We start from the raw sequence: 13416 nt of genomic DNA on the forward strand, positions 1-13416 counted from the left end.
GGAGAGCCAATGTTAGCTAAACGTATAATTCCTTGTTTAGATGTTCGTGATGGTCAAGTGGTGAAAGGGGTTCAATTTCGTAACCATGAAATCATTGGCGATATTGTTCCACTGGCTAAACGCTACGCTGAAGAAGGCGCTGACGAACTGGTGTTTTATGATATTACCGCCTCAAGTGATGGTCGAGTGGTTGATAAAAGTTGGGTATCACGAGTTGCTGAAGTGATTGATATTCCATTTTGTGTCGCTGGCGGAATTAAATCAGTAGCAGACGCCAGTCAAATTCTACAATTTGGTGCGGATAAAGTATCCATTAACTCCCCTGCTCTTGCAAATCCAGCGTTGATTACCGAACTTGCCGATAAATTTGGCGTGCAATGCATCGTGGTGGGTATCGACTCTTATTTTGATGCCGCAACAGGTCAATACCAAGTTTATCAATTTACGGGGGATGAGCACCGCACTCAAGCAACCCAATGGCAAACCTGTGACTGGGTACAAGAAGTACAACGACGTGGTGCTGGCGAAATCGTATTGAATATGATGAACCAAGATGGCGTTCGTAACGGTTATGATTTAAACCAATTGAATATGGTACGTAATGTGTGTCAGGTGCCACTAATTGCTTCTGGTGGCGCAGGTGAAATGTTCCACTTTCGTGATGCCTTTCAATTTACCAATGCTGATGGTGCACTGGCAGCGTCCGTCTTTCACAAACAAATTATTAATATTGGTGAGTTAAAGCAATATCTTAAACAACAACAGGTGGAAATTCGACTATGAGTTTAATAACAACTATTGATTGGGAAAAAGTAGCCGGATTGATCCCTGCTATTATTCAAGATAACAACAGTGGTCAAGTCTTAATGCTTGGTTATATGAATGATGAAGCCCTCACCAAAACTCTAGCCACAGAGCAAGTAACTTTTTGGTCTCGTACTAAAAATCGATTGTGGACCAAAGGGGAAACATCCGGCAACGTGTTACAGCTTAAAAGTATTAAGCTCGATTGTGATCAAGACACATTATTAATACAAGTCGATCCGGTTGGCCCAACCTGTCATTTAAACACCACCAGCTGTTTTGATAACGATAATAATACTAACGCTCAACCTAGTTTAGTATTCCTTCATCAACTTGAGCAAGTACTGGCTGATCGTAAAGGTGCAGATCCCGACTCTTCTTATACTGCCAGTCTCTATGCCCGTGGCACCAAGCGTATATCGCAGAAAGTAGGTGAAGAAGGTGTTGAAGTTGCGCTTGCGGCAACCTCAGGTGATAAAGCGGAATTAGTCTGTGAATCAGCAGATCTTATATATCACTTATTAGTATTATTACAAGATCAAGACCTCGCACTTGAAGATGTTATTAATAAACTCAAACAACGTCATCAACAATAAATACACCGAGTATTATCATCACTCATAAAAAAAGGAAGCTCGGCTTCCTTTTTATTTATGTCAATCTGTATTACAGACCCAACGCTTCTTTATAATGGGCACGACACACTGACACATAACGATCATTGCCACCAATTTCAACTTGGTTACCGCCAGCAATCGCATTACCAGCAGCATCTTGACGAATAACCATATTCGCTTTACGGCCACAATGACAAATTGTTTTTAGCTCAACTAATTTATCAGCCCATGATAATAAATAGCGACTACCTTCAAATAACTCACCAAGAAAATCTGTCCGTAAGCCATAACATAAAACAGGAATATCTAATTTATCGACGACTTCAGTCAATTGATAAACTTGCTCTTTAGTTAGGAACTGGCTTTCATCAATTAATACACAATCAATTTTACCTGCGCCTGAAAGCTGAATTAATTTCTGATAAAGATCATCTGTAGAATTAAATAATTCGGCATCTTCCTGCAAACCAATTCGAGAGCTAACTTTACCTTTACCAAAACGATCATCAATTGCAGCAGTGAAAATAATTGGCGTCATGCCTCGTTCACGATAGTTAAATGACGATTGTAATAATGTGGTCGATTTCCCAGCATTCATTGCTGAGTAATAGAAATACATCTGGGCCATTAGGCTTTCCTAGTAATATTGATTACGTTTAAAAAATCGCGCCGATGCTACATAAAATCATCGCCAATGAAAAGTATCTATATCAACAACTGTTATTGTTGTTATAAAAAAAACCAGCTGACATCATCAACTGGTTCAATTTAAACCCATTGGGTTATTTTAATAACATTTAGCTTTATGCATTAACTTTCTTAGGTTGACGTGATAACCAAGCTAAGAAAAAACACATCAAGGTAAACGCAGTTGTCGCCGCTAAAAATGCTAGCGCCAATGAGTCAGTAAGACCTAAAGCTAAAAATCCAATCGCAGAAATAATAGCTACAGCTAATGCATAAGGTAGTTGAGTCGCTACGTGATCAATATGATGGCAGCGTGCTCCAGTAGACGACAATATTGTAGTATCCGAAATTGGAGAACAGTGATCACCAAAAACTGAACCCGCTAAAACACTCGCCAGCATTGGGAGCATTAAACTAATTTCCGTCGCGCCAGCAAGATCACCCGCTATTGGTAACATAATACCGAAAGTACCCCATGAGGTGCCGGTAGAAAAAGCCATAATCCCTGAGAGTAAAAATAAAATCATTGGCAATAATGCTGGATTAATATTTCCTTGCACAAGGGTCGATAAATATTGCCCCGTTTTCATATCACCAATAACACTACCAATACTCCATGCGAATAGTAGAATTAATATCGCGCCAAACATTGATTTTGCGCCAATCCATAATGTGTTACCAATATCTGATACTGGAATTCGCTGACGAAACACCGGTATGATTGCCGCAACTAAACCAAAGGCTCCACCTAAGCATAATGCTTGACCGACATTGGTATTTTCAAAGGCGCCTAATAGTGCAAACGGCTTACCTTCTGCTGCTAGTACCTGATAGCCGGTAAACACCATAAAAAAGAACGTCGCTATAATAAGAATAACAATTGGCCATACTAAATCGCCAACGCGACCATTCTGACTTTCTTTTATATCGAGTTCTTCGGTTAAATCTTTAGCTTGCTCGTCAACGTCACCACCAACATCTGTACCGCGACCATGACTCGCAGCAAGTTCATGCTTTCTCATCGGCCCAATATCCCATTGGAACCACGACACGACAAAGACCATTGCTAACGCAAAAATAGCATAGAAGTTCATTGGTGCTAACGTCATAAAAGCACTCAATGGCGTATATTCCGTAACGCCATGAGTGACTAATATGCCGCCAATCAAGGTAATAATATATGCCCCCCAACTTGATGCCGGCATTAATACACACATAGGTGCGGCAGTAGAATCAAGAATATAGGCTAATTTCGAACGTGATACCTGAAAGCGATCAGTAACAGGGCGAGCGATAGAACCAACAGCAAGGCTATTAAAATAGTCGTCGACAAAAATGAATACGCCTAAAAAAGCAGCGAGAAGTTTTGCCCCACGTTTGGTCTTAATTTTAGTTTGTGCCCACTCAGCAAAAGCACGCGTACCACCTGAAAGTGTCAATAAGGCTGTCGTCATTCCCAGCAATATTAAAAATAGTACGATACTCATATTCCAAGTATTAATACCACCATCAGAAATAAACAGCCCTTTGATTGATGTGGCAAGGTAAGATCCTGTATTTGCGAAAGAAAAATCGTTAAGAAATAATGCTCCAAGTACAACACCAGTACCTAAAGACAATAACACTCTACGGGTTAAAATCGCCAAGCCAAGTGCAACTAACGGCGGAATAATGGATGTTAAGGAATGGGAAAAATCTATCAAAGTTTATGATCTCTAAGACAACCAATTTTGGTTAGAAGATCTACTGCTTGATATAGGCGCAATGGCATATTAATTTGAGTATAAGGAAAGAAGGTTAGCCTTTCCAGCCTCCACAGTAGCACTCCATAGTTATGTGTTTATCTACTATGGCAGTGTTGCACTTCTTCAATGCAACCCCAGTAAGAATATTTGATAGCTATATCTCACTTCGGCATCGGCTCCTTTCGCTAATAGTCATCGGTATCACCCTCGTATTAGTTACTGATAAACAATGCACCTCTACCCTTATCGTTAAGGAATAAATCATTCTACGTAAATAGCGAAATATTGCAACATCGGAAATCTAAAAAATTAACAACAAAAATCATAAATAGACCAAATGTAACCATAACCATCCAATAATAATGAAGTAGCATAACATTTTAAATTTTATTATCATTTAACATATAAAACGCTGTAACAATAACTAAAACTATTCCGCTTGTATTTATACTATTAATGAAGATACATTTTATAAATAGTCTCATATACTAAATATAAATACTTTTTAAATTAAAGAAGTGATTAAAATGTTTTACACTGAATGTATAAAAGTATTACTATTGCAAAATATGTTTTAACGCTGCTATTATTATTTATAGTTAATTAAAAATAACAGGAAATATAAAATGTCTGATGCAATGAAAGCGCTTTTAAATCTTCGTAGCCTACGCGCACTTTCTCGTGAATATACACTAGAACAACTTGAAGAAGCGTTGGATAAACTAACAACAGTTGTTACTGAACGTTCTGAAGCTGAAGCTGAAGAACAAGCAAAAGAAAATGAACGTAATGAAAAGCTAGCTCAATATCGTGAAATGCTTTTAGCTGACGGTATTGACCCTGAAGAATTACTAGCAAGTTTAGCTAAAGCACCAAAAGCAAAGCGTGCAAGTCGTCCGGCTAAATATAAATTCATCGATGAGAATGGCGATGAAAAAACATGGACAGGCCAAGGCCGTACACCTAGCGCTCTAAAGAAAGCACTAGATGATGGTCAAGCTCTTGAAGAATTCGAGATCTAATATATAAAGAATAAATAAAAAGCCTAAACTATTTAGGCTTTTTTTATATCTGCAAATAATTATATGATTACTATTTCACGTACAAATATCCCGAATAAGAATAAAACAACATTCTTATTTAGCCCATTAATATAACGCCAACAAAAAAGCCAGACATTAACGCCTGACTTTTTAGTTATTACTTAAACTCGTATATTAAGTATAATGGTAATTAATTTATTGAATACGATCAGCTAATGCACTTACTGCTAAAGCAAAATAATGCGAACGATTCCACTTTAGTAATGTTCTATAATTTTCATATATCAGATACGACTTACCTTCACCACCATCAGGCTGAATCAACCATGCTTGAATATCAGCATTCGGCAATGTTCCGCGACTATTACTCATCACGCCTAATTGTTGCCATTGAGCTAATGTTTTTCCTTTTTCAGTTTCAGTACCTTCGTAGCTATCAGCTAAGACCTTTGATAATTTAACTGGACGTCCCCAAGTATATTCACTATCCCATCCAGATAGTTTTAAATAATTAGCGGCAGAAGCAAAAACATCGGCTTTAGTATTCCAAATATCGGCTTTACCGTCACCATTACCATCAACAGCATACGTAAGGTAAGACGTTGGCATGAATTGACACTGACCCATTGCCCCAGCCCAAGAACCTTTCATATCAGCTATAGAAATATTACCATCTTGCAAAATTTCTAATGCAGCCATTACTTGCTTTCGAAATAATGCTTCACGACGGCCATCGTAGGCCAATGTCGCTAAGGCTTCAACAACATGATAATTACCTTGGATTTTACCAAAATTACTTTCAATACCCCATAAAGCGACAATAAACCGTGGCTGTACACCATATTGTTTACCAATCCGTTCTAGTGCCACTTTATTTTGTTGGTAAAGACGATTGGCCTGCTTTACTTTCCAGTCAGGAACTGCGCGAGTAATATATTGCTCTAGCGACAGTTTCTTCTCTGGCTGATTATTATCTGCTTTGACTGCACGGGCTGTATATTTAATGCCGTCAAATGCAGCATCAATTATTGGCTCTGAAATACCATTACCACGTGCTTCAACTTTTAATTTATCTACGTAGGCATCGAATCCTTCTTCACTGGCAAATGCAGAAGAGGACAATCCCATTCCTATGGCAACAAAAATCGATATCAAACGCTTATGCATAATAGCCTTATTTTATTATTTAGCAGCTTTATCTGCCTTATATTGATCCAATAAATTAGTCACTGGTGGCGGTACTTGTAAATAAAAACCGACAGTCGCTAATGCTTCTTTGACTTTCTCTACATCAGCCAGCGCTAATGTTCTTCCCTCAAGTTTGATCACCATCACAAATTGAGGTTTACCAAATGTCGACATTAATTGTGCAGGTACATCCGCAAAATCATCTTTTTTATTAATGTATAAATAAGTATTGTCTTTTTTTAAACTTTTGTAGATCGAACACAACATATAATTAGCCTATTTCATTTATGCGCCATACATTTCAGAGTACTATTACAAGCAATCATTCACTATTGACTCAGTTTTAAGTAAATAGTGTGAGAAGTTTGTCTGAAAAACAAACGTCAACGCAAGGATAGCTTGCCCCTAACGGCTAGTGAATATACCATGCTAGTACCTTTGTGATAATGAACTAAATGGTTAATTTAAAATCTTAGCCATAATATACCTATGACCAAGATAGCTGAACTAAAAGGGAGCTCGTTCACGCTCTCTGCACTTCATTTAGTTGATAATGACATTAGTAAAGTAACTAATCAGCTAAAAGACAAAGTTGAACTCGCACCAAATTTTTTTGCTTCAGCCCCTGTTGTTATTGATATATCACAAGTTGATGCTGATATTAACTTTGAACAACTAAAAGCTGGCATTATTGATGCAGGAATGATTCCTGTCGGTATCGGTGGTTGCAAAAATAAAACACAGCAAACACAGGCAAAAGCCGCTGGTTTTGCTATTATGAATGCTGCAAGACCTGTTAAAGATGAGCCATCTGAATTTTTAGCTGAAACATTAGATACCCCAGCAAGTACCGATAAAGAACCAACGTTAATTATTCGTACTCCGGTTCGCTCCGGACAACAAATTTATGCTCGTAATCGTGATCTCGTTATTCTCAGTAATGTCAGTGCTGGTGCAGAAATTCTTTCTGATGGTTGTATCCATATTTATGGCACGCTACGTGGTCGCGCAATTGCGGGTGCAAGCGGTGAGCAAAGTGCGACAATTTTCTGTCAAAACTTACAATCTGAACTAATTTCTGTTGCGGGAAACTACTGGCTGAGTGATAACATTCAGGAAGAGTTTTGGGGCAAAGGTGTTGTCATATCTCTTGAAGACAGTAATCTCAGTATAGAACACCTAGCTTTATAAAAAGTTTTAAGAAGGAATTGAGTAAATGGCACGAATTATCGTTGTTACCTCAGGTAAAGGCGGCGTTGGTAAAACAACATCAAGTGCTGCTATTGCATCTGGTCTAGCACTGAGCGGTAAAAAAACTGCAGTCATCGATTTTGATATCGGCCTGCGTAACCTCGATCTCATTATGGGTTGTGAACGCCGTGTCGTTTATGACTTTGTTAATGTTATTAATGGCGAAGCAAATCTAAGTCAGGCGCTAATTAAAGATAAGCGTGTTGATAATTTATTTGTGCTTCCAGCATCACAAACTCGCGATAAAGATGCATTATCTCGCAATGGTGTTGAGAAAGTATTTAAAGAACTAGCAAAAATGGGTTTTGATTTTATTATCTGTGACTCACCTGCTGGTATTGAAACGGGTGCCCTAATGGCACTGTATTTTGCAGATGAAGCGATTGTAACTACGAACCCTGAAGTATCTTCAGTTCGTGACTCAGATCGTATTCTAGGTATTCTAGATTCGAAGTCTCGTCGTGCAGAAAAAGGCCGCGAGCCTGTTAAACAGCACCTTTTACTTACACGTTACAATCCTACTCGCGTTAATCAGGGGGAAATGCTAAGTGTACAAGATGTTGAAGAGATCCTTCACATTCCACTACTAGGTGTTATTCCTGAAAGCCAAGCAGTATTGAATGCATCCAACAAAGGTGAACCTGTTATCTTTGATAAAGGTTCTGATGCAGGACTAGCCTATGAAGACACAGTTGCACGTTTACTTGGTGAAGAACGTCCTTTCCGTTTCTTAGAAGAAGAAAAGAAAGGCTTCCTAAAACGTCTATTTGGAGGCTAATTGACCATGGCACTGCTCGAGTTTTTTCGCCCACGCAGAGCGAAAACTGCAAATGTAGCAAAAGAACGGCTACAAATTATTGTTGCTGAAAGACGTAGTGCTGGGCAAGCATCTCCAGCCTACTTACCACAATTAAAGCGCGATATTTTAGCAGTTATTAGTAAATATGTTCAAATTAACCCTGAACATGTTTCAGTAAATCTAGACCATAACGGTGATGAATTATCGGTACTAGAACTCAACGTCACATTACCTGACGAAGAAAAATAAAAAAGCCCCGCTAAGTGATACTTAGCGGGGCTTTTTATTATCTTATATATTGCCACGTTTATTTTTCATCAAGTATAGATAATACTCGTGTTTCAAATAAGCCTTGACGCCAATTTTTAAGCATTTCTGGACGTTTTTCATCAGCACGCTGATGCTTCCAAGCCCACGATAACAATTGATGAATCTGCTTTTTAGAGGCTAAAAATTCAGGCGCTAACCCTGTTGCTAACTCAACATCTGCTACCACGTCTTTTAAACGCTTCACCATCTGTTTATAGCCAGCAAAATCAACCAACCGCTCAATTTTTGGTGGGTAATCTGCACAATTAATCGCATCGCAGTCATGTACCATTTTCAATAAACGGTTACCATGTCGCTGAATCTCCATCGGTTCAAAACCTTCTTTTTCAAGCGTTGAACGTGACTTTATTTCTAATCGTGCAAGTTTCCACAAATGTAATTCTTTAACAATAAAATTAAGTGCAATATCACGCTTTCTTGCTTCACGTACTCGCCAAGCAGCAGCTTGCTGTAACACCGCTAGTTGTTTTGTATTTAACTGCCATGCATTTTTAATATCAAGATACGCTTTATTCGGATCAAGTACTTTAGTTCGACGCAGCATAATCGCATTACATTCTTGGTGTAGCGCTTCCATATAACCAGCTGCTTCAACTTTCTCTAATAACGTTTCATATAATGGTTTAAGGTAATGCACATCAGCAGCAGCATAATCAAGTTGCTTGTCGGTAAGCGGTCGAGCCAGCCAATTAGTACGTGCTTCACCTTTATCAAGTTCAACACCAACATATTCTTTAACTAACGCGCCAAAACCCGTTGAAATACCGTGGCCAAGAAAAGCCGCCATAATTTGGGTATCAAGCATAGGTGTCGGCAAACAACCAGCATGATGCTGGAACACCTCAAGATCTTCACCGCAAGCGTGAAGGACTTTAATTACCGCTTGATTGCGTAGTAAGTCCCATAGCGGCGTCATATCTTGCACTTCAAGCGGATCAATAAGTGATAGATATTCACCATCAAACATTTGAATCAGACCTAAACGAGGATAAAGCGTTCGCGTACGTACAAATTCAGTATCAAGCATAACAGCAGCATGCTGACATGCTGACTCACACCGCTGGCGAAGTTGTTCGGTTGTTGTAACAATCTCGAAATTCACAATGGACCTTTTTGATTACAGAACGACCCCGTTGTAGAGCCTATTAAATATTTTATAGTAAAATGCCGGCATCAAAGCCGGCATTAGATACGTACTAGTACAATCCGTTACTACTATTTTATCAAATTAACGTCATTTTATGTCAGTAAAAATATTATTTTGTGGCTTGCTGGGATTTTTGATCTGACTCTTCACGTAATACTCGACGAAGAATTTTACCCACATTCGTCTTAGGTAAGGCGTCCACAAATTCAACAATTTTAGGGATTTTATAACCGGTTAAATGCTGACGGCAATGGGCAATAATCTCATCTCGCGTCAAACTTTGATCTCGTTTCACCACACAAAGCTTAACCACTTCACCTGACACTTCATGAGCTTGACCGATAGCAGCGACTTCAAGCACTTTATCGTGCAGTGCAACTACACCTTCAATTTCATTCGGGTATACATTAAAACCTGACACTAAAATCATGTCTTTCTTACGATCAACAATATGTAAGAAACCATCATCATCAAATTTAACGATATCACCCGTTGATAGCCAACCATCATCAGTTAAGACTTCTTTAGTTGCTTCAGGACGCTGCCAATAGCCTTTCATCACCTGAGGGCCACGGACTTGCAACTCACCGACTTGATCCAATCCTAAAACATTACCGTCATCGTCAATCATACGAATATCTGTTGAAGGAACAGGTAAGCCAATAGATCCATTATAATAATTTAAATTATAAGGATAAGCAGCAACCAAAGGAGAACACTCAGTTAAACCATAACCTTCCAGTAAATAGTTACCGGTGATTTTTTGCCACTTTTCAGCAACAGCTCGTTGAACTGACATGCCGCCACCGACAGAGAAGTGTAAATGACTAAAATCTAATTCGTGAAAATCTTCATTATTAACTAATGCATTAAATAAGGTATTAACGCCTGTAATGGCTGAAAAAGGATAACGCTGTAATTCTTTAATAAAGGTCGGAATATCACGAGGATTAGTGATCAATAAATTTTGCCCCCCTCTTTCCATTAACAATAAACAGTTAACAGTTAGTGCAAACACATGATATAGCGGCAGTGCAGTAACGATTAACTCACGCCCTTCAGTCAATGCTGGACCATAAGCCCCTTTTGCCTGCATGACGTTAGACACCATATTATAGTGAGTTAGAATCGCTCCCTTGGCTATGCCTGTTGTACCACCGGTATATTGTAAGAATGCCATGTCATCACCAGTAATAAATGGCTTAACATATTGCATTCTTCGCCCTTTGCGTAAAGCAATACGCAGCGATGTTGCGTGAGGCAAGTGATATGACGGCACCATTTTCTTAATATACTTCACCACAAAGTTAACTAAAGTTCCCTTCGGGCGTGATAATTGGTCGCCAAGGCTAGTTAAAATAACGTGTTTAACACTGGTATTTTTAACTATCGCTTCTAATGTATGGGCAAAATTAGATACGATAACAATCGCTTTTGCACCTGAATCATTAAGTTGGTGCTCTAATTCTCGTGGTGTATAAAGTGGGTTAACATTTACGACTACACAACCTGCACGCAAAATACCAAACAATGCGATTGGATATTGCAACAAGTTTGGCATCATAATAGCAACACGATCACCTTTTTGAAGTTTAAGCTCATTTTGTAAGTATGCAGCAAATGCACGGCTACGCTCTTCCAACTTACGGAAGGTCATAACCTGTCCCATGTTGATAAATGCCGTTTGATCTGCGTATTTGCGTACGGATTGCTCAAACATGTCGACTAAAGATGAATATTCATCAGGGTTAATTTCTGCCGGTACATCGTCCGGATAGCGGCTAAGCCAAACCTTATCCACGTGCACTCTCCTTTATAATTAGACTGCTGTGTGTGCCTATTAAACTAACAAAACCGTAATGGTATAAACAAAGCGAATATTTACATCATCATTACAGCATATTTAACTTTTGATTAAAATCTGATAGTTACACCATGACTTCAACTTTTGATGCCAAGCATAAAACATAATAATTAATCGAATTAAGTGGGGATAAATGTTCGAATATGGCGGTAGACATCGTTCGAACTTTGTAAATGGCAATGATGTCCCCCTGACACCATCACTTGAGTAAAATTATTAATCCCCCAGTCACTGACCTCAGTTTTGCGAAGGTCAACATAACCATTGTCACCAATAATGGATAACACAGGAGCTTGAATACTATTCAACAATGCCTGTGCGTGTTGCTGCGCCATTCGATATAGCGAATCACAACGGAGACGGGGATCATGACGCCAATACCAGCGTCCATCACGCTCAATCGTTGCTCTTTGCACCACCGCTTCCAATAACGATACAGGTAGCCGATTAACAGAAGCACGAAGCGTTAATGCGTCAGTAAATGTTTCCATCGAACGCTGTTTTAAACGCAGATGTTGATGACGATAACGCTGGCGACTAACAATACCCATCCGTAACCGCTCCACAATCATGTGAGGCGGCTCTGTTAACGGTGATAATCCTTCAATTAGTACAATTTTATCGATATTTTCAGGAAATATTGCGGCATAACAACCAGCAACAATAGCACCTAGTGAATGCCCAATTATATGTACTTTTTCACGCTTTAGCTGAACGATAACTTGGTGCAAATCATCAATATAATCAAAAAAATGATAATAATTATCAGCACTTTTATGATCAGATTTACCATGTCCAGGCCAATCGAATGCAACAACATCGTAATCTTGTATTAACCGTGGCCATAACGAAGCAAAAGTAGCTGCGTTATCTTGCCAACCATGCAGTAATATCAGCATCGGCTTTGAGGTTACCTGTGCCGTGGCTATATCGACATTACTGCAGCCAGCAAGATTATATTCCGCTAGCGTAAAGGTTATTTCGTTCATCACGATTATGGTACTACTCGCTCAACAATACGGCCGTTAATACCAAAATTAGGCATCATCAAATCATTGCCCCATGGATCACAATTAAATGAGTAACAAGGTTGATGAGTCCAAAAAGGATCATCTAATTGTATCTGTTGCTGTACTTGCCACAATTGCTGACCAGATACTTGCACTACAGGAAAAGTATAAGGGTAATTACCTATCTTTCCCTGCTCATCACCGGAAAATTGCCCAGCAACAGTCAACAGGCGTCCTTTAGCGTATTCAAGTGGCTCTAAAAAGCCATGAATATACGCAATAAACCGTCCTTGGGATTGTGCATGTAGTACTGGGCGACCGTCCGCAGTTAAAGGCATCGCTACCATTTCAATACGGGTTTGCTGCTGTTCATTACGAATCGAAGCAATAACACCACCAAGACGAACTTCTTTACCTTTATTCGCCTGTGGGTGTTGTAGAATAACCGTTAAATCTGTAATCGGGTTTTTCGATTTCGTAACCAAAGTTGCAGGTAAGCTGGCGCAGCCTACCATAAACACTAATATCACCCCAAGAAATAGCTTACCAAACATCTAAAACCTCCACATATTTGTTTAATAACTCAACAAAAAATAACATATATCACTACTTTCGTCCTATCGCTACTGATTACCTAACACTGTTATCCTCAATATTATTAATGCTATTCACGCCCAAACATCGATTCTTAAAGCGCAAATTAATTGTATGATAATTAATAACGAACAATACTTTATTTGGTATCGTTAAGAGTACAGAGACAGAAACTCGTTCAAAATAAAATAGAAGTGATAATAGTTGATGCTATCGGTGTGAGGGGATATTGCGTGAAATATAACTATGGTGGCAGAGGTTATAGAAGAAGAACGAATCATTACAGATAATAAATACACAAGAGTGACAGTCTATATACTGCCACTCTTCATATCAC

General features: G+C 38.9%; 14 protein-coding genes and 1 riboswitch. Of the genes, 6 read left to right on the top strand and 8 right to left on the bottom strand.

Features of this window, described 5'->3' with window-relative positions; translation table 11 throughout:
- Positions 1 to 9: 9 nt before the first annotated feature.
- Complete coding sequence (gene hisF / locus PPBDW_RS10870; RefSeq protein ID WP_036795454.1) at positions 10 to 783, top strand: imidazole glycerol phosphate synthase subunit HisF; 774 nt, start codon at positions 10 to 12, stop codon at positions 781 to 783.
- On the top strand, positions 780 to 1400 hold the full coding sequence (hisIE, locus tag PPBDW_RS10875; protein ID WP_036795456.1) for a bifunctional phosphoribosyl-AMP cyclohydrolase/phosphoribosyl-ATP diphosphatase HisIE: 621 nt from the start codon (positions 780 to 782) through the stop codon (positions 1398 to 1400). Before hisF ends, hisIE begins: the two co-directional genes overlap by 4 nt.
- A gap of 70 nt (positions 1401 to 1470) precedes the next feature.
- On the opposite strand, the gene PPBDW_RS10880 is transcribed toward hisIE, so the two are convergent.
- Together PPBDW_RS10880 and PPBDW_RS10885 are read right to left on the bottom strand one after the other, a co-directional pair.
- Complete coding sequence (locus PPBDW_RS10880; RefSeq protein ID WP_036795458.1) at positions 1471 to 2049, bottom strand: thymidine kinase; 579 nt, start codon at positions 2047 to 2049, stop codon at positions 1471 to 1473.
- Positions 2050 to 2224: 175 nt separating this feature from the next.
- On the bottom strand, positions 2225 to 3811 hold the full coding sequence (locus PPBDW_RS10885; RefSeq protein WP_036795459.1) for a Na+/H+ antiporter NhaC family protein: 1587 nt from the start codon (positions 3809 to 3811) through the stop codon (positions 2225 to 2227).
- Between the two features lie 108 nt (positions 3812 to 3919).
- Positions 3920 to 4101: riboswitch (Lysine riboswitch) on the bottom strand.
- 378 nt (positions 4102 to 4479) lie between these two features.
- Between PPBDW_RS10885 and PPBDW_RS10890 the strand changes: the two genes are divergently transcribed.
- Positions 4480 to 4875 carry an H-NS family histone-like protein gene (locus PPBDW_RS10890; RefSeq protein ID WP_036795461.1) on the top strand — a complete coding sequence of 132 codons (396 nt, stop codon included), beginning with the start codon at positions 4480 to 4482 and terminating at the stop codon, positions 4873 to 4875.
- A 216-nt stretch (positions 4876 to 5091) separates the two neighbouring features.
- Here PPBDW_RS10890 and PPBDW_RS10895 read toward each other — a convergent pair whose 3' ends face one another.
- Both PPBDW_RS10895 and PPBDW_RS10900 read right to left on the bottom strand, forming a co-directional pair.
- Positions 5092 to 6063 carry a lytic murein transglycosylase gene (locus PPBDW_RS10895; RefSeq protein WP_036795462.1) on the bottom strand — a complete coding sequence of 324 codons (972 nt, stop codon included), beginning with the start codon at positions 6061 to 6063 and terminating at the stop codon, positions 5092 to 5094.
- A 15-nt stretch (positions 6064 to 6078) separates the two neighbouring features.
- Positions 6079 to 6351 (bottom strand): YcgL domain-containing protein, encoded by a 273-nt coding sequence (locus PPBDW_RS10900; RefSeq protein WP_036795464.1) that lies wholly within the window; start codon positions 6349 to 6351, stop codon positions 6079 to 6081.
- 222 nt (positions 6352 to 6573) lie between these two features.
- Here PPBDW_RS10900 and minC point away from each other — a divergent pair, with 222 nt between their 5' ends.
- Genes minC through minE form a run of 3 tightly spaced genes read left to right on the top strand, consistent with a single transcriptional unit; the run spans position 6574 to position 8383 of the window.
- On the top strand, positions 6574 to 7275 hold the full coding sequence (gene minC, locus PPBDW_RS10905) for a septum site-determining protein MinC (protein WP_036795466.1): 702 nt from the start codon (positions 6574 to 6576) through the stop codon (positions 7273 to 7275).
- 25 nt (positions 7276 to 7300) lie between these two features.
- The gene (gene minD, locus PPBDW_RS10910) at positions 7301 to 8113 is read left to right on the top strand and encodes a septum site-determining protein MinD (protein ID WP_036795467.1); all 813 of its coding nucleotides are present in this window, start codon (positions 7301 to 7303) and stop codon (positions 8111 to 8113) included.
- Positions 8114 to 8119: 6 nt separating this feature from the next.
- Positions 8120 to 8383 (top strand): cell division topological specificity factor MinE, encoded by a 264-nt coding sequence (minE, locus tag PPBDW_RS10915; protein WP_036795468.1) that lies wholly within the window; start codon positions 8120 to 8122, stop codon positions 8381 to 8383.
- A 58-nt stretch (positions 8384 to 8441) separates the two neighbouring features.
- On the opposite strand, the gene rnd is transcribed toward minE, so the two are convergent.
- The 4 genes from rnd to PPBDW_RS10935 form a co-directional block, all read right to left on the bottom strand.
- On the bottom strand, positions 8442 to 9566 hold the full coding sequence (gene rnd, locus PPBDW_RS10920; RefSeq protein ID WP_036795469.1) for a ribonuclease D: 1125 nt from the start codon (positions 9564 to 9566) through the stop codon (positions 8442 to 8444).
- Positions 9567 to 9720: 154 nt separating this feature from the next.
- Positions 9721 to 11412: a long-chain-fatty-acid--CoA ligase FadD gene (gene fadD, locus PPBDW_RS10925; protein WP_036795471.1), complete on the bottom strand. Its 1692-nt coding sequence runs from the start codon at positions 11410 to 11412 to the stop codon at positions 9721 to 9723.
- Between the two features lie 182 nt (positions 11413 to 11594).
- The gene (locus tag PPBDW_RS10930) at positions 11595 to 12464 is read right to left on the bottom strand and encodes an alpha/beta fold hydrolase (RefSeq protein WP_036795472.1); all 870 of its coding nucleotides are present in this window, start codon (positions 12462 to 12464) and stop codon (positions 11595 to 11597) included.
- A gap of 5 nt (positions 12465 to 12469) precedes the next feature.
- Positions 12470 to 13039 (bottom strand): Slp family lipoprotein, encoded by a 570-nt coding sequence (locus PPBDW_RS10935; RefSeq protein WP_036795473.1) that lies wholly within the window; start codon positions 13037 to 13039, stop codon positions 12470 to 12472.
- Positions 13040 to 13416 lie beyond the last annotated feature (377 nt).

The organism is Photobacterium kishitanii, from assembly GCF_000613045.3.
Taxonomy (GTDB): Bacteria; Pseudomonadota; Gammaproteobacteria; order Enterobacterales; family Vibrionaceae; genus Photobacterium; species Photobacterium kishitanii.